At 69.8% G+C, this 22,338-nt stretch carries 20 protein-coding genes and 1 pseudogene; 16 read left to right on the plus strand and 5 right to left on the minus strand.

Annotated features, from left to right (window positions below; all coding sequences use genetic code 11):
* Positions 1-13 precede the first annotated feature (13 nt).
* The 4 genes and pseudogenes from C6A87_RS25770 to C6A87_RS25785 all read left to right on the plus strand — a co-directional run bounded on the left by C6A87_RS25770 (position 14) and on the right by C6A87_RS25785 (position 4,526).
* Positions 14-895: a LysR substrate-binding domain-containing protein gene (locus tag C6A87_RS25770; RefSeq protein WP_311114834.1), complete on the plus strand. Its 882-nt coding sequence runs from the start codon at positions 14-16 to the stop codon at positions 893-895.
* Positions 896-953: 58 nt separating this feature from the next.
* Positions 954-2,606, plus strand: coding sequence for an N-6 DNA methylase (locus tag C6A87_RS25775; RefSeq protein ID WP_311114835.1), 1,653 nt, complete (start codon positions 954-956; stop codon positions 2,604-2,606).
* A pseudogene (locus C6A87_RS25780) lies at positions 2,596-3,584 on the plus strand (hypothetical protein). Before C6A87_RS25775 ends, C6A87_RS25780 begins: the two are co-directional and overlap by 11 nt.
* A gap of 24 nt (positions 3,585-3,608) precedes the next feature.
* Complete coding sequence (locus C6A87_RS25785; protein WP_311114836.1) at positions 3,609-4,526, plus strand: phosphatase PAP2 family protein; 918 nt, start codon at positions 3,609-3,611, stop codon at positions 4,524-4,526.
* A gap of 57 nt (positions 4,527-4,583) precedes the next feature.
* Here the strand turns inward: C6A87_RS25785 and C6A87_RS25790 are convergent, their stop codons facing one another.
* A complete protein-coding gene (locus C6A87_RS25790) occupies positions 4,584-4,721 on the minus strand; it encodes a hypothetical protein (RefSeq protein WP_311114837.1) in 138 nt (45 codons plus the stop codon).
* Positions 4,722-4,731: 10 nt separating this feature from the next.
* Positions 4,732-5,718: an LLM class F420-dependent oxidoreductase gene (locus tag C6A87_RS25795; RefSeq protein ID WP_311114838.1), complete on the minus strand. Its 987-nt coding sequence runs from the start codon at positions 5,716-5,718 to the stop codon at positions 4,732-4,734.
* Between the two features lie 306 nt (positions 5,719-6,024).
* Between C6A87_RS25795 and C6A87_RS25800 the strand changes: the two genes are divergently transcribed.
* The 5 genes from C6A87_RS25800 to C6A87_RS25820 are packed head-to-tail and all read left to right on the plus strand — an operon-like array spanning position 6,025 to position 11,267.
* Positions 6,025-7,185 carry a hypothetical protein gene (locus C6A87_RS25800; protein ID WP_311114839.1) on the plus strand — a complete coding sequence of 387 codons (1,161 nt, stop codon included), beginning with the start codon at positions 6,025-6,027 and terminating at the stop codon, positions 7,183-7,185.
* Between the two features lies 1 nt (position 7,186).
* Positions 7,187-7,837 carry a DUF4129 domain-containing protein gene (locus tag C6A87_RS25805; RefSeq protein WP_311114840.1) on the plus strand — a complete coding sequence of 217 codons (651 nt, stop codon included), beginning with the start codon at positions 7,187-7,189 and terminating at the stop codon, positions 7,835-7,837.
* On the plus strand, positions 7,834-8,973 hold the full coding sequence (locus C6A87_RS25810) for a DUF4350 domain-containing protein (RefSeq protein ID WP_311114841.1): 1,140 nt from the start codon (positions 7,834-7,836) through the stop codon (positions 8,971-8,973). The genes C6A87_RS25805 and C6A87_RS25810 overlap by 4 nt, the downstream gene beginning before the upstream one ends.
* Before the next feature lie 38 nt (positions 8,974-9,011).
* Positions 9,012-9,932 carry a MoxR family ATPase gene (locus C6A87_RS25815; RefSeq protein WP_311118084.1) on the plus strand — a complete coding sequence of 307 codons (921 nt, stop codon included), beginning with the start codon at positions 9,012-9,014 and terminating at the stop codon, positions 9,930-9,932.
* A 9-nt stretch (positions 9,933-9,941) separates the two neighbouring features.
* Positions 9,942-11,267: a DUF58 domain-containing protein gene (locus C6A87_RS25820; RefSeq protein ID WP_311114842.1), complete on the plus strand. Its 1,326-nt coding sequence runs from the start codon at positions 9,942-9,944 to the stop codon at positions 11,265-11,267.
* A gap of 76 nt (positions 11,268-11,343) precedes the next feature.
* Here C6A87_RS25820 and C6A87_RS25825 read toward each other — a convergent pair whose 3' ends face one another.
* Positions 11,344-12,336 (minus strand): stage II sporulation protein M, encoded by a 993-nt coding sequence (locus tag C6A87_RS25825; protein WP_311114843.1) that lies wholly within the window; start codon positions 12,334-12,336, stop codon positions 11,344-11,346.
* A 28-nt stretch (positions 12,337-12,364) separates the two neighbouring features.
* Between C6A87_RS25825 and C6A87_RS25830 the strand changes: the two genes are divergently transcribed.
* On the plus strand, positions 12,365-13,219 hold the full coding sequence (locus C6A87_RS25830) for an RDD family protein (protein WP_311114844.1): 855 nt from the start codon (positions 12,365-12,367) through the stop codon (positions 13,217-13,219).
* Between the two features lie 84 nt (positions 13,220-13,303).
* Here the strand turns inward: C6A87_RS25830 and C6A87_RS25835 are convergent, their stop codons facing one another.
* On the minus strand, positions 13,304-14,653 hold the full coding sequence (locus C6A87_RS25835; RefSeq protein WP_311114845.1) for a carotenoid oxygenase family protein: 1,350 nt from the start codon (positions 14,651-14,653) through the stop codon (positions 13,304-13,306).
* 112 nt (positions 14,654-14,765) lie between these two features.
* On the opposite strand from C6A87_RS25835, the gene C6A87_RS25840 reads away from it, so the two are divergent.
* The 6 genes from C6A87_RS25840 (at position 14,766) to C6A87_RS25865 (ending at position 21,366) form a co-directional block, all read left to right on the plus strand.
* On the plus strand, positions 14,766-15,476 hold the full coding sequence (locus tag C6A87_RS25840) for a GntR family transcriptional regulator (protein WP_311114846.1): 711 nt from the start codon (positions 14,766-14,768) through the stop codon (positions 15,474-15,476).
* A 103-nt stretch (positions 15,477-15,579) separates the two neighbouring features.
* A complete protein-coding gene (locus tag C6A87_RS25845) occupies positions 15,580-17,142 on the plus strand; it encodes an NCS1 family nucleobase:cation symporter-1 (protein WP_311114847.1) in 1,563 nt (520 codons plus the stop codon).
* A gap of 62 nt (positions 17,143-17,204) precedes the next feature.
* Positions 17,205-17,732 (plus strand): PadR family transcriptional regulator, encoded by a 528-nt coding sequence (locus tag C6A87_RS25850; protein WP_311114848.1) that lies wholly within the window; start codon positions 17,205-17,207, stop codon positions 17,730-17,732.
* A gap of 90 nt (positions 17,733-17,822) precedes the next feature.
* Entirely contained in the window at positions 17,823-18,611 is a 789-nt protein-coding gene (locus C6A87_RS25855; RefSeq protein ID WP_311114849.1) for a PadR family transcriptional regulator, read from the plus strand.
* A gap of 83 nt (positions 18,612-18,694) precedes the next feature.
* A complete protein-coding gene (locus C6A87_RS25860; RefSeq protein WP_311114850.1) occupies positions 18,695-19,582 on the plus strand; it encodes an oxidoreductase in 888 nt (295 codons plus the stop codon).
* Between the two features lie 161 nt (positions 19,583-19,743).
* On the plus strand, positions 19,744-21,366 hold the full coding sequence (locus C6A87_RS25865; protein ID WP_311114851.1) for a peptide chain release factor 3: 1,623 nt from the start codon (positions 19,744-19,746) through the stop codon (positions 21,364-21,366).
* On the opposite strand, the gene C6A87_RS25870 is transcribed toward C6A87_RS25865, so the two are convergent.
* On the minus strand, positions 21,367-22,224 hold the full coding sequence (locus tag C6A87_RS25870) for a helix-turn-helix transcriptional regulator (RefSeq protein WP_311114852.1): 858 nt from the start codon (positions 22,222-22,224) through the stop codon (positions 21,367-21,369). It lies immediately after the preceding gene.
* Positions 22,225-22,338: the final 114 nt, after the last annotated feature.

Here is a 22,338-nt window from a genome sequence, read left to right on the forward strand (position 1 = left end):
TGACTGGGGGCTCATGGAGCTGCGCCACCTGCGGTACTTCCAAGCCGTCGCCGAGGAGTTGCATTTCGGCCGCGCCGCCGAACGGCTGCACATCGCCCAGCCTCCGCTGTCCCAGCAGATCCGTCAGCTGGAACGCGAGGTCGGCGTGCGGCTGCTGGACCGGTCCACCCGCAGCGTCGAGCTGACCGCCGCAGGCCGGGCGTTCCTGGACCGCACGATCAGGATCCTCGGCGCGGTCGACGAGGCATGCGATCAGGCCCGCCGGATCGCCGACGGAGTGGAGGGCCACCTGGTCATCGGCTGCGTCGGTTCGGCCACGTACTCGCTGCTGCCGCGCCTGGTGCGCGAGCTGCGGGTGGCGCTGCCCGCGGTCGACCTGCGGGTGCGGGGCGAGATGTTGGCGACCGCACAGCTGGCGGCCCTGCACAGCAAGGACATCGACCTGGCGTTGATGCGCCCGCCGGTCGACGATCCCGCGGTGACCACCGAGACGCTGCGGCACGACCGGTTGCTGATCGCGCTGCCCGCCGGGCACCGGTTCGCCGAACGCGCCGAGATCGCGCTGGCAGACCTGCACGACGAGGACTTCATCAGCCACGCCGGGCACGGCCGGTCCCGGATGAGCACGCTGGTGGCCGGCCTGTGCCTGGACGCCGGGTTCCGCCCGCGCATCCGGCACGAGGTCGCGGAGACCTCGACGTTGGTGACACTGGTGGCCGCGGGCCTGGGCGTGGCGGTGGTCCCCGAGCCGACCGCGGCGCTGGAGATCGGCGGGGTCTGTTATCGGCCGCTGGCCAGCCCCGGCGCGACGGTCGCGCTGCTGGCGGCCTACCCGACCGCGGACGCGTCGCCGCTGATCGCCAACGTCGTCGACGTCCTACGCGCCACCGCCTGAGCTGCCGAGGTCGGCGGGTCACCGATGATCTGTCGGTGCGCTGCGGCACGATATGCGCATGCTTCCCGGCGACAGAGGTGACGACGCCGCGCTGCGCAAGGCGCGCGGCGCGTTCTTCACTCCTGCTCCGGTGGCACGGTTCCTGACCGACTGGGCGGTGCGCGATCCCGGGCACGCGGTGCTCGAACCCTCCTGCGGGGAGGCGGTTTTCCTGCACGAGATCGGGCGCCGCGGCGGCCACACCGGCCCGCTGGTCGGTGTGGAGATCCATCCCGACTCGGCCCTGGAGTCACAACGCGGCCTGCGTGCGCACGGGGTCGATGCGGTCATCCACAACCAGGACTTCTTCTCCCACAACGAGTTCGGCCGCTACGACGCGGTGGTCGGCAACCCGCCGTACGTGCGGTACCAGGATTTCGCCGGCGAGGCCCGGGCCCGCGCGCGGCAGGCGGCGCTGCGCGCAGGCGTGACGCTGTCCAACCTGGCGTCGTCGTGGGCCGCGTTCACCGTGCATTCGGCGCTGCACCTGCGCCCGGGTGGCCGGCTGGGCCTGGTGCTGCCCGCCGAACTGCTCAGCGTCAACTACGCCGCCGGGGTGCGCGAGTACCTGATGGACCACTTCGCCTCGGTCGGCCTGGTGCTGTTCGACGAGCGCGTGTTCCCAGGTGTGCTGGAGGAGGTCGTACTGCTGCTGGCCGACGGCTACCAACCCGACGGCGGCACCGGCGCCCAGCACATGCAGCTGTCCCAGGTCCGCGACGCCGAGGGCCTGGCCCAGCTGACCGGGTCGCGGAGGTGGAGCCCGCCGGGCAACGGCGCGAAGTGGTCGGCCGGTCTGATGTCGGCGGCCGGCCTGTCGGCGTTCGAGGCCGTGGCGGGCGGGGACGGGTTCACGTTCCTGGAGACCTGGGGTGACACCACGCTGGGCATGGTGACGGGCAGCAACCGCTTCTTCACGCTCTCCCCCGCCAAGGTCGACGCGCTCGGACTGGCGCCGTCGGACCTGCTGCCGCTGTCGCCGCCGGGTTCGCGCCATCTGCGCGGGCTGGCCCTGACGCCGAATGCGCTGCGCGCCCTGGGCGAGGCCGGCCAGTCGACCTACCTGTTCCGGCCCGCCGGGGAGCCCACGGCCGCGGCCCGGCACTACATCGCCTCCGGTGAGGATCTCGACGTGCACCTGGCCTACAAATGCCGGGTACGCACCCCGTGGTGGCGGGTGCCTTATCTGCGGCCCGCCGACCTGCTCCTGACCTACATGAACGCCGACACACCGCGGCTGACCAGCAACCGTGCCCGCGTGCACCACCTGAACTCGGTGCACGGGGTCTACCTGCGGGAGGACCTGCGTGGGCTCGGCACCGGCCTGTTGCCGCTGGCGTCGCTGAACTCGGTGACCCTGCTGGGCGCCGAGACGGTGGGCCGCGCCTACGGTGGTGGGATGCTCAAGATCGAACCCCGGGAAGCCGACGTGCTTCCGGTGCCGTCCCCGGACCTGTTGCGGCGCAACACCGATCAGCTTCGCCAGGTACGTCCCGCAGTGGCCGCCCGGCTGCGTGCGGGCCTGCTGCTCGACGCGGTCGCCCTGGTCGACGACGCGCTCCTGCTGGCCACCTCGACGCTGTCCGAACGTGCGCTGCGCGCGGTCCGCCGCGATCACGCCGCACTCACCGCACGTCGCCTCGCCCGTGGAAAAGCCAACGGTGCCAGGTAAACCCAGCTCCAAATCGCTGGCCTGGCCGCTGTTCGACGCGATCGTCGACCGGGCGGAGTTCGCGACGGTCAACCCGTGGCGGGCCGACGGGTCCTTCGCGCCGGACTACACCACGCTGCGCAAGCTGCTGGCGGTGCCGATCCTGCTGGGCGCCGAGAGCCGCTCAGGGGTGCCCGCGCTGGCCCTCGACGTGTGGGTCGCCTACGAGTTGCGGCGCGCGGCCTGGAACCGGACGCGGTCTGGCCGCGCGCGGAACCGCCGCGGGTCGTCGACCGCGACGTGCTGGCGTTCGTGAAGTCGATCCCGAAGGCGGCCGGACGCGACGAACTGCTGAAGCGACTGCGCAGCGGGTCCACCGCCGGGGTCGGCGCCGCGTCGGCGAACATCGCCGGCAAGAACTACTTCAAGCAGGTCGACGTGATCATGTCCTCGTGGCAGACCGGGCCGGAGCTGCTGATCTCGACCAAGCGGATGGACTCGTCGTTCGGCAAGAACGCCGCCAACCGCGTGGAGGAGTCCTACGGGGACGCCAAGAACCTTGCACTACGGCATCCGTTGGCAGCGTTGGGGTTCATGTACTGCCTCCGGTCCACCGCCTACACCGAAGAGCGCAGGCAGTTCGACTGGATCGCCGACCTGCTGATCAAGCTGGGCAGGGAGGCCGACGCGTACGACGCCTGTGCGCTGGTCGTGCCGGAGTGGGAGGGCGACGCACCGCCGGAGGTGGTCGCCCCCGAACCCGAGGACGCGATCCTCGAGCTCTTCGACGTCGACGTCGAGGACGTCGACACGGAATCCACGGTCGACATCTCGGCACAGTTGGCCGCGCTGCCCGAGGTCATTCTGCGCACCGACCTGGTGCCTGACGAGCTCAGCCCCGCCCGGTTCTTCGCCGTGATGCTGACGATCGTGCTCGACAACTCCACCATCACCCAGCACGAGGAGGCCCGGCTGCGGCGCAGCCAAGCGCTGGGCTGACGGGCATGAGAGGATCATGCACCCGTGCAGACCGATCTTGCTGTCCAAGACGAAACGCGTCAGCGGCTCACGCGGGCGCGCCGCCGCTGGATCGTCATCCCGTTGTGCGCATTGGTGTTTCTGGCCGCGGTCTACTGGCTGGCAGTCCGCACCCGGACCGGGCAGGCAGTCGAGAACGCGGCGCTCTACGGCGCCGACCAGGTCGACCCGCGGGCGTTCCTGGCGGCCACGCGATTGCTCGACACCATCACGGTGACCTCGCTGGCTGCGGCGACGCTGCTGGTCGGCCTGATCGGGCTGCTGCGCCGCCAGGTGAGCCTGGCCGTCGCGGCGATGGCCGTCATCCTGGGCAGTCAGGCGGCCACCCAGATCTTGAAGTTCCTTGTGCTGCAACGCCCGAACCTTTTGGACACCGACCAGTACCTGGCCAACACGTTGCCCAGCGGACACACCACCGCCGCGATGTCGGTGCTGTTCGCCACGCTGATCGTGATGCCGTACCGGTTCCGCGGGGTCGCGATGTTCTTCGCGCTCAGCTGGGCGGTCGGCATCGGCGCCTACACCGTGATCGCGCAGTGGCACCGACTGTCGGACACGCTGGCCGCGGATGCCGTCGCCCTCGTGGTGGCCTGCGCGGCTTCGTATTTCCTGGCCCGCACCGGCCGGATCCGTGAGGTCGTCACCCCCGGTGCGGCGCGGTACACCTTGCGGACGGTGTTCGTCGCCACGGTCGCCGTGGTCGGCGCGGCGGCTGCGACGCTGGGCGCAGTGGCGCTGCTGGCCGCACTCGACCAGAACCTCGACTCGGCCGCCGAGTGGCGGCTGTTCCTGTCGGCCCAGTGGTTGGCCGCTGCGGGGTCGATCTTCGCCGCGCTGCTGTTCTGGTGGAGCTGGCACCGGGTGGAGACGAAGCGCCGGGGGGATCCCAGCGCGGTGCGCTGATCAAGCAGAAGCGCGGTGCGCTGATCAAGCAGAAGCGCGGTGCGCTGATCGGGTGCGCTAGGCCGTCGGCTCCTCGGTGTTCTTGTCCACGTCCGGGGTGTCCGTGTCCGGATCCTTTTCGGTGTCGGCGGTGTCGGCGGGCTTTGAGGCCGCCGAACCCTCTTCGTCGTCGTAGATGCCTTTGCCGCGGGTCATGGGATGCCTCTCACTGCGATGCGGAGCGGAGCTTGTCCAGCAGCGGCGTTGCTGCTTCTTTCAGGAATGCGTCCTGGCTGTCACCGCCGACCTGGATCAGCGCGATGTCGGTGAAGCCCGCCTCCCAGTATTCCCGGACCGCCTCGACGATGGCGTCCAGGTCGGGACCGCACGGGATGGATTCGGCGACGTCCTCCTTGCGCACGAACTGAGTGGCACCGTCGAAGCCCGCGGTGGTGGGCAGGTCGGAGTTGACGGCCCAGCCGCCGGCGAACCAGCGGAACTGGTCGTGCGCCCGGTCCACCGCGGCGTCGCGGTCGGTGTCCCAGCAGATCGGGATCTGCCCGATCACCCGCACGTCGCCCGGCAGCCCGGTCGCGCGCCGCGCGTCGTGCCAGGAGTCGACCAGATCCTTGTCCGGCTGGACGGCGATCAGGTGGTCGGCCAGCGGTGCGAACTGCTGCACCGATCTCTCCCCGGAGACCGCGGCCGCGATGGGCACCGGCGCCTCCGGCACATCCCAGAGCCGAGCCGAGTCGACCTCGAAGTAATCGCCTTTCCAGTCGACCATGTCGCCGGTGTGCAACTCGCGGATGATCTGGATGGCCTCTTTGAGCATCTCCTGCCGGCGCGCGATCGTCGGCCATCCCTGCCCGACGACGTGTTCGTTGAGGTTCTCCCCGCTGCCCAGCCCCAGTGTGAACCGGCCGTCGGCAAGCAACTGCAGGGTCGCGGCCTTCTGCGCCACGATCGCCGGGTGGTAGCGCATGGTCGGGCAGGTCACGTAGGTCATCAACTCGACGCGTTCGGTGGCATGGGCGACCGCGCCCAGCACCGTCCAGGCGTGCGGGGCGTGCCCTTGAGCGGACAGCCACGGAAAGTAGTGATCGCTGGACACCTCGAAGTCGAAGCCCGCCTCCTCTGCCGACACCGCATAGCGGACAAGATCTTTCGGGCCGCTCTGCTCGGTCATCAGGGTGTAGCCGAAACGCGTCATGGGCCCGGGGTACCCCGACCAATGAAGAAGAAACTGGCTTCGGTGGAGCCGGCATGGACCTCGCCGGACATTGCCGCCCGGGCGCATCGGCAACGTCCGGGACCAGGACACCGCGTAGTTTCCCAGGGCGGCAAGGTACTACGCCCGTTCCGGCCCATCGGCAGGGCAACCACAACGATCTCAGCAGGCGAGCCGGGGGTGGTCCCGGACGACCTGGGCCCGCAACCCCGGTCCTGCGCGCAGGGGCTGGCCAGGCCCGGGAGTGTCCACGTTGTCAATTCCGGTGGTGATCGACAGGATGGTGCCATGACCTACAACGCCGGCGGATACGGTCCTCCCGGGTCACCGGCCCCCGGCGCAGCAACCCCCGGCTATCCCCCACCGGGATACCAGGGGTACCCGCCCCCGCCGCCGTCCTGGCAGTCGCCCGGATACGCGCCTGGTTACCCCGGGTACGGGGGTCCCGCAAACCGCCCGCCGTACGGCCCGCCGGTCCTCAAACCCGGCGTCGTCCCGTTGCGCCCGCTGACGTTGTCCGACATCTTCAACGGGGCCGTGGCCTACATCCGGGCCAATCCCAAAGCGACGCTGGGTCTGACGACCATCGTCGTGGTCGCGTCCCAGGTCATCGCGCTGCTGCTGTCCCTGTGGCCGTTCGCGTTCACCGGCCAGTTCGCCGAGTCGCTCGACGGTGACACGGCGTCCACCGAGGTGCTGGTCAGTTGGATGGCCTCGAGCCTGGCCACGGTCATCACCACTGCGCTGTCCACCACGCTGCTCAGCGGCCTGCTCACCGTGGTGATCGGCCGCGCGGTGTTCGGCGCGGGCATCACGATCGGGGAGGCGTGGCGGCGGCTGCGTCCGCGGGCGTGGACGCTGATCGGGTTCACGGTCCTCAAGACGCTCGCGCTGATCGTGTGGTTCGGCCTGGTACTGCTGCTGATCGTGGTGACCGTGGCCGTGGTGGACGGGCCGCTCGCGTTTCTGATCGTGGCGCCGCTGGTGCTCGCCGCGGTGCTGGCCGCGATCTGGGCGTCGGTGATGCTGACGTTCGCCCCGGCGGCCATCGTGCTGGAGCGGCGCGACATCCTGACCTCGGTGAAGCGGTCGTTCGCGCTGATCAAGGGTGACTTCTGGCGGGTGTTCGGCATCTGGCTGCTGGCGGCGGTGGTGGCCCAGTTCATCGCGGGTGCGGTGTCGATCCCGTTCAGCATCGGCGGGCAGGTGGTGCTGACCGCGTCGGCGACCACCACCGCGGCGATGATCTCGATGGTGCTGTTCTCGGTTGGCGGCGCGGTCGGCCAGATCATCACCGGTCCGTTCAGCGCGGGGGTGACGGTCCTGCAGTACACCGACCGCCGGATCCGCGCCGAGGCGTTCGACCTGGTGCTGCAGACCGGTGCCGCGGCCGGGCCGCAGGCGCCTGCCGATTCGACGGACGATCTCTGGCTGACCGGCGCGCGCTGACGTGTCGACGTTGGACATCGACCGCGACGCGGCGCGCGAGGCGGCACAGAACGAGCTCGCCAAGAGCATCTACCCCAAACCCTCGCCGATGGACCTGCTGCTGGACTGGATCGAGGAGCTGCTCTACCGGCTGACCGCCTCGGCGTCGAAGTTCCCCGGCGGCTGGTACACGGTCGCGGTGCTCGTGGTGCTGCTCGTCGTCGCGGTCGTGGTTGCGATCCGCATCGCGCGTCGCGCCATGCGCAGTGAGCGCAGCACCGCGGCGCCGCTGTTCGGCGACCACCTGCTCAGCGCCGCCGAGCACCGAGCCACCGCCGAACGCCATGCCGCCGAGGGTGATTGGGCTCCCGCGATCCGGCACCGGGTCCGGGCGGTCGCGCGCAGCCTGGAGGAGGACGGGGTCCTCGATCCCGTGCCGGGCCGGACCGCGACCGAGCTGGCCCGCGACGCAGGCCGCGCACTGCCCGCGCTGGCCGGTGAATTGGCCCGCGCCGCAGAGACGTTCAACGACGTCACGTACGGCCAGCGGCCCGGCACCGAGGCGCAGTACCGGATGATCGCCGCACTGGATGAGGAGCTGGGCAGCCACACCTCGGGCCCGGCGGCCGCACAGACCGAACACACCCGTCAGCCGTGGGCGGAGGTGCGATGAGCACCGCTGTAGGGACCACCTTCACCCAGCGTTGGTCGGTGCTGCGCTGGGTGCTGCTCGGGCTTGCCGCGATCGTCGCGGTCGCCGCGCTGACCACCTGGCTGACCGCACCTCGCCCCGGCGGGCATCTCGATCCGACGTCGACGTCGGCCGACGGTGCGCACGCGCTGATCACTCTGCTGCGCGAACAGGGTGTCACCGTGGTGGAGGCCGCCTCGATCGCCGACGTCGAGCGCGAGGCCCGCGCGGACACCCTGCTGGTCGCCGGGCAGACCTACCACTTGTTCGACGACGAGCTGCTGCGCCGACTGGCCGACGCGCCCGGTGACCGGCTGCTGATCGCCCCGCTCGGCAAGACCCGGGAAGCCTTGGCCCCCGAGCTGCGCCGGACCGACAGCACCGAGTTCGGCGGCCTGGCCCCGGACTGCGACCTGCGCGAGGCCACCCAGGCCGGCGCCGTGCAGTTCGGCGTGGCCGAAACGTTCGACGCGCGAGGCTCGGTCCCGGTGATCCGCTGCTACGACGGCGTGCTCGCGCGCTACACCGACGAGGGGCGCACCGTCACGGTGGTGGGCAGCGACCAGTTCGTCACGAACGCCGGGCTGGCCGAGGAGGGCAACGCCGCGCTGGCGATGAACCTGACCGGATCCCACCCGCGGATGATCTGGTATGCGCCGCAGCGCAATGAGCCCGGCACCGCCGACGGCGCCGCATCGTTCACCGATCTCATTCCGCCGCAGGTGAACTGGATGGTCCTTCAGCTGATCCTCGCGGTGGTGCTGGTGGCCTGGTGGCGGGGCCGCCGCGTCGGGCCGCTGGTCGCCGAGCAGCTGCCGGTCGTGGTGCGGGCCTCCGAGACCGTCGAGGGCCGGGGCCGGCTGTACCGGTCACGGCGGGCCAGGGACGTCGCCGCCGAGTCGCTGCGCACGGCGGCACGTCAGCGCATGCTGCCGCGGCTCGGCCTGACCGCGGCCGGGTCGCCGCAGGATCTCAGCCAGGCCGTGGCCGACCGGTGCGGGCTCGCTGCGCACTCGGTCGCCCATACTCTGTACGGGCCGCCCCCGGCCACCGACGCCGAACTGGTGAACCTCGCACGCGCGCTCGACGACATCGAAAGGCAGGTCGCACAGTCGTGACACAGTCCACCCAGCACGAGGGTGCCCGAAACGCGTTGATGGCCCTGCGCACCGAGATCGGCAAGGTCGTCGTCGGGCAGGACGCCGTCGTCAGCGGTCTGGTGATCGCGCTGCTGTGCCGCGGCCACGTGCTGCTCGAAGGCGTGCCCGGGGTGGCGAAGACGCTGCTGGTGCGCACGCTCGCAGCGGCGCTGCAACTGGACTTCAAGCGGGTGCAGTTCACCCCCGACCTGATGCCGGGCGACGTGACGGGCTCACTGGTCTACGACGCCCGCACCGCCGAGTTCGAGTTCCGCGCCGGACCGGTGTTCACGAACCTGATGCTGGCCGACGAGATCAACCGCACACCACCCAAGACGCAGGCAGCTCTGCTGGAGGCGATGGAGGAACGCCAGGTCAGCGTCGACGGCCAGCCCCGGCCGCTGCCGGATCCGTTCATCGTCGCCGCGACCCAGAACCCGATCGAGTACGAGGGCACCTACCAGCTGCCGGAGGCGCAGCTGGACCGGTTCCTGCTGAAGCTGAATGTGCCGCTGCCGCCGCGCGATCAGGAGATCGCGATCCTGAACCGGCATGCCCACGGATTCGATCCGCGGGACCTGTCGTTCGTGCGGCCGGTCGCCGGGCCCGCCGAACTCGCCGCGGGCCGCGACGCCGTCCGCCAGGTGCTGGTCGGCGACGAGGTGCTCGGCTACATCGTCGACATCGTCGGTGCGACAAGGACTTCCCCGTCGCTGCAGCTCGGGGTGTCCCCGCGCGGCGCGACCGCGCTGCTGTCCACCGCGAGGTCATGGGCGTGGCTGTCGGGCCGCAGCTATGTGACCCCCGACGACGTCAAGGCGATGGCCAGGCCCACGCTGCGCCACCGGGTGGCGCTGCGGCCGGAGGCCGAACTGGAGGGCGCCAGCGCCGACGGCGTGATCGAGGGCATCCTGTCCGCGGTGCCCGTGCCGAGATAGCCGACGGCCGTGGTCCTCACCGGTCGCGTCGGGCTCATCGCGCTGCTGTGCGCGCTGCCGATCGTGCTCTCGCCCTCTCCCGCAGCAACTTTCGCGGCGCTGGCAGCGCTGCTGGCGGTCGCGGTGATGGTGGATGTGGCACTGGCGGGCAGTCCGCGCGCGCTGACGATGACACGCAGCGGGCCGACCTCGGCGCGTCTGGGCCAGCCGGTGACCGTCGAGCTGACGGTGCACAACGGTGGCCGCGCACGGTTTCGCGGTGTGGTCCGCGATGCGTGGGCGCCCAGCGCCCGGGCCGAACCGCGCGTCCAGCCGGTGAACATCGCTGCCGGACAACGGGTGACGCTGCAGTCAGAGTTGCGGCCGGTGCGCCGCGGGGATCAGGTCTCGGCGCTGGTGACCGCCAGGTCGATCGGCCCGCTCAGGCTGGCCGGCCGCCAGGGTTCGCACCGGGTGCCGTGGCAGATCCGCATCCTGCCGCCGTTCCTGTCCCGCAAGCATCTGCCGTCACGGCTGGCCCGGCTCCGCGAGCTCGAAGGCATGACACCGGTGCTGATCCGCGGCCAAGGCACCGAGTTCGACTCACTGCGCGAGTACGTCGTCGGCGACGACGTCCGCTCGATCGACTGGCGGGCCACCGCCCGGCGCTCCGACGTCGTAGTGCGCACCTGGCGCCCGGAACGCGACCGACGGGTGCTGATCGTGCTGGACACCGGCCGCACGTCGGCCGGCCGGGTCGGCGTCGACCCGACCGGATCGGATCCCGCCACCGGGTGGCCCCGCCTGGACTGGTCGATGGATGCCGCGCTGCTGCTGGCCGCGCTGTCCGCCCGCGCAGGCGACCACGTCGACTTTCTGGCCCACGACCGCGAGGCGCGCGCGGCCGTCGTCAACGCCTCCCGCACCGAGCTCCTGGCCCAGCTGGTCGCGGCGATGGCGCCGCTGGAACCCGCGCTGGTGGAGTCCGACGCCCGCGCGCTGGTCGCGGCGGTGCAGCGGCGAGTGCGGCGCCAGGCGCTGGTGGTGCTGTTGACCGACCTGAACGCGTCGGCCATCGACGAGGGCCTGCTCACCGTGCTGCCGCAGCTGACCGCCAAGCACCGGGTGATCGTCGCGGCGGTGGCCGACCCGCGGGTGGACAAGCTGGCCGCGGGCCGCGCCGACGCCGTGGAGGTCTACGACGCCGCGGCCGCGGAGCGGGCCCGCAACGACCGCCGCGCGGTGGCGTCCCGGCTGCGGCGGATGGGGGTCGAGGTGGTCGACGCGCCACCGGAGGAACTCGCGCCCGACCTGGCCGACCACTACCTCGCGATGAAGGCCGCCGGCCGCCTCTGACCGCGAGCGTGCGCTCCGGGTCGCTGCAGGCACGGTTCCGCGACCGTCAGTGCACGTTCGCGGTCCAGCGAAACGCTCAGCTGGTCGGCACCACGTCGGGGGCGTCCTCGATGTCGCCGGTCTCCCCGGCCAGCGCCGCCTTGCGGCCGAAGTAGAAGACGTAGCCGAAGAACGCCACCACCGCCGCCACCCCGATCGCGATCCGCACGAACGTCGGCAGCGCCGACGGCGTCACGAAGCCCTCGATCGCCCCGGCCGCCAGCAGCACCACGGCCAGCCCGATCGCGACCGCGATCACCGCGCGGCCCTGCTCGGCCAGTACCTGCCCGCGCGGCCGGTCGCCCGGCGAGATCACCGACCAGCCCAGCCGCATCCCGACGCCGGCGGCGACGAACACCGCCGTCAGCTCGATCAGGCCGTGCGGGGCGATCAGCCCGAGGAAGATGTCGCCCTTGCCCGCCTCGAACATCAGCCCCGCGTTGACCCCGAGGTTGGCCGAGTTCTGGAACAGCACGTACGGGATCGGGATCCCGAGCAGCACCGACATCCCGATGCACTGGGCGGTCACCCAGGCGTTGTTCACCCAGACCTGCAGCGCGAACGACGCCGCCGGATGCTCGCTGTAGTAGTTGGCGAACTCATGGTCGACCAGCTGTCGGATTTCGCTGGGCGTGCCGATGGTCGCCTGCACCTCCGGCGAGTGCGCCACCCAGACCGCGATCACCGCCGCGACCGCGTAGAACAGCACGCCCGAGGCCACCCACCACCGCCACGACCGGTACACGACGACCGGGAAGGACACCGTCCAGAACCGGGTGAACTCACGCCACAGCGGGGCGTGGGCGCCGGTCACCACCGCCCGCGCCCGCGCGACCAGGCCGGAGAGTTTGCCGACCAGCACCGCATCGGAGGACGACGACCGCGCGATCGACAGATGGGTCGACACCCGCTGGTAGAGGTCGACCAGTTCGTCGACCTCCGCGCCGGTCAGTTTCCGGCGGTTTTTCACCAGATGTTCGAGGCGCTCCCATGTCGGGCGGTTCGCCAGGACAAACGCATCGACATCCACTCCCGGGATTTTAGTAGCGTGGCTGTCTATGGTCGGCCAGCAACAACCCGTCGTGACCGGAGACGCGGTCGTACTCGACGTTCAGATCGCGCAACTGCCGGTCCGCGCCCTGTCGGCGCTGATCGACGTCACGGTCGTGTCCGTCGTCTACGTCCTCGGCGTCATCCTGTGGGCGGTGACGCTGTCGCAGTTCGACCCGGCGTTCTCCGGCGCGGTGCTGATCATCTTCACGGTGCTGGCGCTGGTGGGCTATCCGACGATCTTCGAGACCGCCACCCGCGGCAAGACCCTGGGCAAGATGGCGCTGGGCCTACGGGTGGTCTCCGAGGACGGCAGCCCTGAACGGTTCCGTCAGGCACTGTTCCGCGCACTGGCCGGGGCGATCGAGTTGTGGATGCTCACCGGCGGGCCTGCGGTGCTGTGCAGCATGCTGTCGCCGAAGGGCAAGCGCATCGGCGACATCTTCGCCGGCACGGTCGTGATCAGCGAACGCGCGCCCCGGCAGGCCCCGCCGCCGATGATGCCGCCGCAGCTGGCGTGGTGGGCGTCGACGCTGCAGCTGTCCGGGCTGCATCCGGCACAGGCCGAGATGGCGCGCCAGTTCCTTTCGCGCGCAAAGCAGTTGGATCCGCGGGTGCGCGACGAGATGGCGTACCGGATCGCCACCGACGTGGTCGCGCAGATCTCTCCGCCCCCGCCGCCCGGCACGCCGCCGGAGCCGGTGCTGGCCGCGGTGCTGGCCGAGCGGCACCGTCGCGAACTGGAGCGACTGCAGCAGGGAAGCCAGCCCGCGCCGGTCTGGACCGCCCCGCCGCAGTGGCCTGCGGCCCCGCCGGTGTCCCCGCCGCCGCCACAGCCGGGCGGATTCGCGCCGCCGTCGTAGACGGCAATCGAGCAGAAGCCGTCGTAGACGGCAATCGAGCAGAGGCCGTCGTAGACGGCAATCGAGCAGAAGCCGTCGTGACGGCTATCCGGCGATCCAGTTGCCGTGGAAGCCGTAGGGAACGCGTTGCGGCAGCTTGATCCTCGCGACCGGAGGACCGGCGAAGTCGGAGGCGTCGAGGATGACGAGATCGCTGCCGTCGCGCTCGGGGTCGTACACGTAGCCCACGTACCACCCGCTGCTCTCGTCGGCCGGCCCTGAGGTCGACGGCACGAAGACCGCCTCTCCGGGTCCGCCCGGAGCGCTCTCGGTGCCGAACCGGTGCTCTACCGCGGCGCCGGTGCGCAGGTCGTGGCGGAACAGGCTCGCATCACCGACGGACACCGCGTAACGGGCGGGCAGGGTGGCCAGCCGGTCGTCGATCCGGGGGAACTCCACGGAGCGGTCGTCGAGCCGGCTTTCGCGCACCGCACCGGTCTCCAGGTCGATCGTCCAGGTCCACATCGCGCCGTCGGCGTCGAATCCGCCGTTGTTACGCCATAATTCGGGATAGCGGACACCCTGCACCACGAGCGTGGCGCCGTCGGCCGTCGTCGTGTCGTAGGCGTTGGCGACATGGAAGACGTAGCAGGGGTCGATCTCGAACCAGCGCACCTCGCCGAACGGGTCGTCGCGGCGCAGCAGTCCGAAGCGGGCGCCGTAGTCGTCGTCCCAGCGGTAGGGCATCTGTCCGTCTCCGCGCGCCGCGATGTCCATGTCGAACACGATCGGCAGGTCCATGAACACCACGTAGTTCGCGGTCAGCGCGAAGTCGTGCATCATCGTCAGCGCCGGCACGTCGATGGGACGGTTGATCACCAACTCGCCGTTGGCATCTGCGCGGTGGTAGGTGACGTGCGGGGTGAAGATGTTGCCGTAGCCGAAGAAGTGCAGCTCGCCGGTGACGGGGCAGATCTTCGGATGCGCGGTCATCGCGTCGGTGAGCTTGCCGCCGTAATCGTAGGCGCCGACGGTCTCCAGCTCGCTGGTGATCTCGTAGGGCAGCGACGATTCCACCAGCGCCAGGGTCTTGCCGGCGTGGTTGACGACGTTCGTGTTGGCGACGCTGGCGCGCAGGTTGCGGGTGCCGTCCGGGCCGTACAGCGGGAACGGATCGACGAAGCTGTCCGTGCGTACCCAGCGGTTGCGGTACCAGGCGGCGCGGCCGTTCTCGATCCGGACGCCGTGAATCATGCCGTCGCCGGTGAACCAGTGCCCGCTCGCCTGCCGCGGGTTCGGGCCGTTGCGCAGGTACCAGCCCTCCAGCTCGGGGGGAATCGCTCCCTCCACCGGCAGGTCGAACGCGGTCAGCTCGTCGGGCACCGGCGCGTAGTTGCCGACCTTGAAGACCTGGTCGGCGTCGACCGGGGTGGGCTTTGAGGTGGTCTCGGTCATGGGGCGGAACCTCCTGTCACGGTTGCTCCACACTGACATCCCACTAGTGACATGTCAATAGTGGAATGTGTTCGCGTCGCGAACCCGTCACATGCGGAGGAGGATCACCAGAATGCCTGATCGCCGACATTCCGCGGCGCTGTTCAAGGCGGTGGTCGGCCGCGGCAGGACGCCCGCGCCGAACATCGTCGACGAACTACGTCGGGTGATCCTCGACGGGGCCGTCCCGCCCGGCACCCCGATCCCGGTGAGCGAGGTCGCCGATCTGTTCGGAGTGAGCCACATCCCGGTCCGGGAGAGCCTGAAAACGCTGACCGGGGAAGGACTGGTGCAGCACCGGCCGAATGCCGGCTACGCCGTCGCGCAACTGACCGCCAGCGAACTCGCCGAGATGTATCTGGTGCGGGAGACGCTCGAATCGGCTGCGATGGCCGCCGCCGTACACAAGGCCACCGCCGCCGACCGGGCCCACCTGACCGAGACGCACGACAACATGGCGCAGGCACTGAAATTCGACGACGCGCAGGCCTATCACCGGTACAGCAGGCAGTTCCACATGGCGCTGAGCCGCCCGTCCCGCATGCTGAGGCTGGTGCGCATGCTCGAAAACGCCTGGAACATCACCGAACCCGTGCAGCTGATGGTGCACGTGGGCCGAGATCAGCGCACGGTGCTGCACGAGGACCACCGCGTGATGCTCGACGCGTTCCTGGCCGGCGACGCCGAGGGGTTGTTGGCCGCCGCGGCGACGCACAACAACCGACTCAACGGGGTGGTGGCGTCACTGCCGGCCGACACCGGGCTGGTGATCGACGGCGCCTGACGGCCGGGTTCGCGAAATATATTCTCGGCGCAACGGTGGAGAAACACGCCGTAACTAGCTTCCGTGCATCGACGTTCTTGGCCTTCGAGCAGGAAGCTGATCCATGACAGACATCCGAGATCTGCCCCCGGGCGCCCGCGTCGGCGCCGACGACATGGTCGAAGCCTCCGGACATCCTGTCGGTGGAGGCCTCATCAAGCCCGGCTACGACCCCCGGCTGACCAACGAGGATCTGGCGCCGCTGGTCAAGCAGCGCTGGACGTCGTACAACATCTTCGCGTTCTGGATGTCCGACGTGCACAGCGTCGGCGGTTACGTGACCGCGGGCAGTCTGTTCGCGCTCGGCCTGGCCAGCTGGCAGGTGCTGATCGCGCTGCTGGTCGGCATCGTGATCGTGAACATCTTCTGCAATCTGGTGGCCAAGCCCAGCCAGCAGACCGGCGTGCCCTACCCGGTGGTGTGCCGCAGCTCGTTCGGCGTGCTGGGCGCCAACATCCCGGCGATCATCCGCGGTCTGATCGCGGTGGCGTGGTACGGCATCCAGACCTACCTGGCCTCGGCGGCCCTGGATGTGGTGCTGCTCAAGCTGTTTCCCGGCCTGATGCCCTACGCGGAGGTGGAGAACTACGGGTTCGCCGGCCTGTCCCTGCTCGGCTGGGGCAGTTTCCTGCTGCTGTGGGTGGTGCAGGCGTGCGTGTTCTGGCGTGGCATGGAGTCGATCCGCAAGTTCATCGACTTCTGCGGACCGGCCGTCTACGTCGTGATGTTCATCCTCTGCGGATACCTGCTGTACCGCTCCGGCTGGCACGTCAGCCTGACCCTCGGCGGCGAGAAGAACGGCAACACGCTGGCGATCATGCTCGGCGCGATCGCGCTGGTCGTCTCGTACTTCTCCGGCCCGATGCTGAACTTCGGCGACTTCTCGCGCTACGGCAAGTCTTTCGAGGCGGTCAAGCGGGGTAACTTCCTCGGGCTTCCGGTGAACTTCCTGCTGTTCTCGCTGCTGGTGGTGATGACCGCCGCCGCGACGGTGCCGGTGTTCGGCGAACTGCTCACCGACCCGGTCGAGACGGTGGCCCGCATCGACAACACGATGGCAATCGTGCTGGGCGCGTTGACGTTCAGCATCGCCACCGTCGGCATCAACATCGTCGCGAACTTCATCTCGCCGGCGTTCGACTTCTCCAATGTCAGCCCGCAGAAGATCAGCTGGCGGATGGGCGGCATGATCGCCGCGGTCGGCTCGGTGCTGATCACCCCGTGGAACCTGTACAGCAACCCGGAGGTCATCCACTACACGCTGGAGACCCTGGGCGCGTTCATCGGCCCGCTGTTCGGTGTGCTGATCGCCGACTACTACCTGGTGCGCAAGCAGAAGATCGTGGTGGACGACCTGTTCACGATGAGCCCGAAGGCCAACTACTGGTACGCCAAGGGCTACAACCCGGTCGCGGTCGCGGCGACTCTCGTCGGCGCGACGCTCGCGGTGATTCCGGTACTGCTCGGGGGGTCAGTCACCGGCATGTCCGCGGCGGCGCAGTACAGCTGGTTCATCGGGTGCGGCGTCGGGTTCGCCCTGTACTACCTGCTGGCAACCCGCGGGCCGTGGCGGATGTCGCCGCTGCGGGACGCGGTGGCCGACACCGCTCCCGAACCCGTGGCCTGACCGCCGCCCGCGTACGGCCCCGATAGTCCACTTCTGGAATATCGGGGCCGTACTATGCCGCCATGAGCCTTCGGATAGCCGCCCTCGGCCTGCTGGCCGAGGGCCCGGCCAGCGGTTACGACCTGCTCAAGCAGTTCGAGAACTCGATGGCCAACGTGTGGCCGGCCACCCAGAGCCAGCTGTACTCCGAGCTCAACAAGCTCGCCGCCGCAGGGCTGATCGAGGTGTGTGCCGTCGGTCCGCGCGGCCGCAAGGAGTACCAGATCACCGATGCGGGCCGCGCCGAACTGCAGCGCTGGGTCACCAGCCCGCAGGACGATCCGCCGTTCCGCAGCGCGGCTCTGCTGCGGGTCTTCCTGCTCGGCCTGATTCCGCCGGAGCAGGCGCGTGCGCATCTGCACGTGATGGCCGAGCACGCCGAGGCCGAGATCCGGCGGCTGACCGCACTGCGGGACTCACTGACGGCAGGACAGCCCACCGGGTCGGCCGACGGGGATTTCTTCGGGCTGGCGGCCCTGGAGTACGGACTGCGACTGCACGCGATGCAGGCGCAATGGGCCAGGTCGGTCATCGATCGCATGCCGGACTGATCAATTGATCGTTGCATCGCGATAGTTTCCGATATATCGTCAACGTATCGGAAGCTCACTTGTGCTTCCTTCGACAGAGAAGAGCACCTCATGAACATCCCCTTCACCCCACCCGGCGGCCCGTTCCAGGGCCCTTTCCAGGGCTCTCACGGAGGCCCTCACGGAGGCCAGGGTCTCGGCTTCGGCCGGGTCGATCCCCGCGTCCTGCACGGACGTCGCCGCCAGTCCCGTCGCGAGTTCCGTGACCACGTCCGCGAGCATCGCGGCGACGCAGGGTTCGGCCCCGGCGGTTTCGGCCCCGGCGGTTTCGGCCCCGGCGGTTTCGGCCCCGGCGGTTTCGGACCCGGCTTCGGCCCCGGCGGTTTCGGTCGCGGGTTCGGCCCGGGCGGTTTCGGCCCGGGCGGCCCCGGCGGCCGGCGCGGCGGACCCCGACGCGGTGGCCGCGGCAGGCGCGGCGACGTGCGCGCGGCGATCCTGACGCTGCTCACCGACCGGCCCATGCACGGCTACGAGATGATCCAGGAGATCAACGAGCGCAGCCAGCAGCTGTGGAAGCCCAGCCCCGGCTCGATCTACCCGACCCTGCAGCTGCTGGTCGACGAAGGCCTGCTCACGGCCACCGAGACCGGCGGCAGCAAGAAGCTGTTCGAGCTCACCGACGAGGGTCGCGAGGCCGCGGCGAAGATCGAGACGGCGCCCTGGAAGACCATCACCGAGGACGCAGATCCCGGTGCGATGGATCTGCGCCACGCCGCCGGCCAGCTGATGGGCGCCATCGCACAGTCGGCGCACGCGGCCACGCCGGAACAGCAGCAACGCATCCTCGACATCGTCAACACCGCCCGCCGCGAGATCTACCACGTCCTCGGCGAGGACTGACCCTTCTGGCTTTCCAGTGAATTCGGCGCGGTTTGTGCCCACCAACGGGAACGAATCGCGCCGAATTCGCGTAGGTACAGAGCATGGACACCTTTCCCCTCGGCCCGCACACGGTCGGACGCGTCGGTTTCGGCGCAATGCAACTGCCGGGCCCCGGCGTCTTCGGGCCGCCCCGCGATCATGACCAAGCCGTGGCCGTGCTCAGGCGCGCGCTCGAGCTGGGCATCGACCACATCGACACCGCGCAGATCTACGGCCCCGACGTCGCCAACGAACTGATCCGCGAGGCGCTGCACCCCTACCCCGACGGTCTCGCGCTGGTGAGCAAGGTCGGCGGCAAGCGTGACGAGCAGGGAAACTGGCTGCCCGCGCAGGAACCCGACGACCTGCGTGCCCAGATCGAAGAGAATCTCCGCACGCTGGACACCGACCGGTTGGCGGCGGTGAACCTGCGGCTGTTCGGTGAGGACGGGTCGGCCGCCGACACCGTGGACCGCGAACTGTTCGACCGCCAACTGTCGACGATGATCCAGGCCCGCGACGAGGGTCTGATCGACGGCATCGGGCTGAGCAACATCGGCGCCGAGCATCTGCGAACAGCGTTGGAACGCACCGAGATCGTGTGCGTGCAAAACGCGTACAACCTGCTGGACCGGACATCGCAGCCGGTGCTGGACCTGTGCTCGGAGCACGGCATCGCGTTCGTGCCGTTCTTCCCGCTCGGTTCGGGTTTCGTGGCCGACAACCCGGTGCTCAACCACCCGGCCGTGGTCCGGGAGGCGCAGACGCTCGGCCGCACCCCGGCCCAGGTCGTGCTGGCGTGGACGCTGTCGGTGGCGCCGAACGTGCTGTTGATCCCGGGGACGTCGTCGGTGGCCCATCTGGAGGAGAACACCGCCGTGCGCGACATCACGCTGGACGAGCAGACCAAGCGCGAGCTGGACGGGGCGGCGACCGCCCACACCAGCTGAAGTCCCTGGCGCACCAGCTATCCGAGCTTTCCAGTGAAAGTGCGAGTGGACGTCTGCACAGCGCGGATGGCTGGGGCTGGTGTGTCCGGTGGTGATTCGGAGGCCGTCGACCGGCGCGCGATTACTGTTTCGCGTCCGCGGCCAATAAAATCGGCTGCACAATGACGAATTCCACCGCGACGGGGCCTCGATCCGACCTCGTCTCGACCGAGGCGCGACGCCGCAGAACGTTCGCAGTGATCAGCCACCCCGACGCCGGCAAGTCCACCCTGACCGAGGCCCTGGTTCTGCATGCCAAGGCGATCACCGAGGCCGGCGCCATCCACGGCAAAGCCGGCCGCAGGGCCACGGTGTCGGACTGGATGGAGATGGAGAAGGCCCGCGGCATCTCCATCACCTCGACGGCCATGCAGTTCCCGTACACCACGCAGGCCGGCGACACCTGCGTCATCAACCTGCTCGACACCCCCGGGCACGCGGACTTCTCCGAGGACACCTACCGGGTGCTGACCGCCGTGGACTCGGCGGTGATGCTGATCGACGCCGCCAAGGGTCTCGAGCCGCAGACACTGAAGCTCTTCCAGGTCTGTCGCCACCGCCGGATCCCGATCATCACGGTGGTCAACAAGTGGGATCGCCCCGGCCGGCACGCGCTGGAGTTGATGGACGAGATCCAGTCGCGGATCGGGCTGCGGCCCACGCCGCTGACGTGGCCGGTCGGCATCGCGGGTGACTTCAAGGGGGTGCTGGACCGGCGTACCGGCAAGTTCATCCGCTTCACCCGCACCGCAGGCGGTGCCACCGCGGCTCCTGAGGAGCACATCGACCCGGACAGGGCGCATGACGCGGCGGGTGTCGACTGGGACAACGCGATCGAGGAGTCCGAGCTGCTCAGCGCCGACGGTGCCGACTTCGATGCCGAGACGTTCCTCGACTGCACCTCGACGCCGGTGCTGTTCACCTCTGCGGCACTGAATTTCGGTGTCAACCAGCTCCTCGACGTGCTGGCCCAGCTGGCCCCGTCACCGAGCGGGCAGGTCGACGTCGACGGCAACCGCCGCGAGGCGGCGGCGCCGTTCAGCGCGTTCGTCTTCAAGGTGCAGGCGGGCATGGACTCCGCGCACCGCGACCGGATCGCCTACGCGCGGGTGTGTTCGGGCACCTTCGAGCGCGGTGACGTCCTCACCCACGCCACCACCGGTAAACCGTTCGTCACCAAGTACGCGCAGTCGGTCTTCGGGCAGCAGCGCTCGACGCTGGACACCGCGTGGCCCGGTGACGTGATCGGCCTGGCCAACGCCGCCTCGCTGCGCCCGGGCGACACGCTCTACCAGGACGTCGCGGTGCAGTACCCGCCGATCCCGAGCTTCTCGCCCGAGCACTTCTCCGTCGCGCGCGGCACCGACCCGAGCAAGCACAAGCAGTTCCGCAAGGGCATCGAGCAGCTCGACCAGGAAGGCGTGGTGCAGGTGCTGCGCTCGGACCGGCGCGGCGAGCAGGCCCCGGTCCTGGCCGCCGTCGGGCCGATGCAGTTCGAGGTGGCCAGCCACCGGATGGCCGGCGAGTTCGGCGCCCCGATCGCGCTGGAATCGCTGCCCTACACGGTGGCCCGGATCTGTGATCCCGAGGACGCCGAGGCGCTGCAGAAGATGGCGGCGGTGGAGGTGTTCACCCGCAGCGACGGTGTGCTGCTGGCGGTGTTCTCCACGAAGTGGCGCCTGGAGACCGTGCAGCGGGAGAACCCGGCGATGCAGTTGCGGGAACTGGTCGCCGCCGGTCAGTGATCACTCGGCGTCGACGGACGGGGTGGCGCTCCAGCTGAGCAGCAGGTTCAGCGCATCCCTGGACGGGCTACCCGCCTCGGTGGTGTAGACGAACAGCACCTGGTCCGCGTCGCCGGGCATCGTGAACGTCTCGTAGTCGACAGTCAGCTCACCGACGACGGCATGCCGTAGCCGCTTGGTGCCGTAAGTCCGTTGGAAGACCCGATGTTCGGACCACCAGGTCCGGAATTGCGCGCTGACGACCGACAGTTCGGCGACGAGTTCACCGGCGGCCGGGTCGGTGGGGTCGGCGCCGACGTCCAGGCGCAGGTTCTCGACAGCGGTTCGCGCCTGAACCTCCCAGTCTGCGAACAGGTTTCGCGCCTGCTCCGAGGTGAACATCCAGCGTGCGTAGTTACGTTCGCGCGGCGGCATCGCATCGAAGTCGGCGAACAGCACCCGGGCGGCGCGGTTGGTGGCCAGCACGTCGGTGCGACGGCCCAGGATCATCGCCGGCGCTCCGTCGAGTGAGTCGAGCAGTTGGTACAGCCCGGGCCTGACCCGCTGCACCGGTCGCGACGTCTTGCGCTGTCCGGACGGCGCACCGACCAGGTGGCCCAGGTGTGCGCGCCCGGTGGCGTCCAGGTCCAGCGCGCGGGCGATCCCGTCGAGCACGGCGTCGGACGGGGTGATCCGGCGGCCCTGCTCCAGCCGCGTGTAGTAGTCGGTCGAGACGCCGGCCAGCAGCGCGACCTCCTCGCGCCGCAGTCCCGGCACCCGGCGCACCCGTCCGTCGGCGGGCAGTCCGGCCCGGTCCGGGTCGACGGCGCTGCGTGAGCGTTTGAGGAAATCGGCGAGTTCGCGGTTGGCACCGGCCATCTCGCCATCTTGGCAGAAACGGGCGCCCGCAACGTAGGACAACGAGTCCCAGGTTGCTGCGGCCTGGGTCGGACAGGACCCGTTGGGTGCCTCCACAGCGGCGATCGGACTCGC

It is taken from the genome of Mycobacterium sp. ITM-2016-00317 (assembly GCF_002968295.1).
Taxonomy (GTDB): Bacteria; Actinomycetota; Actinomycetes; order Mycobacteriales; family Mycobacteriaceae; genus Mycobacterium.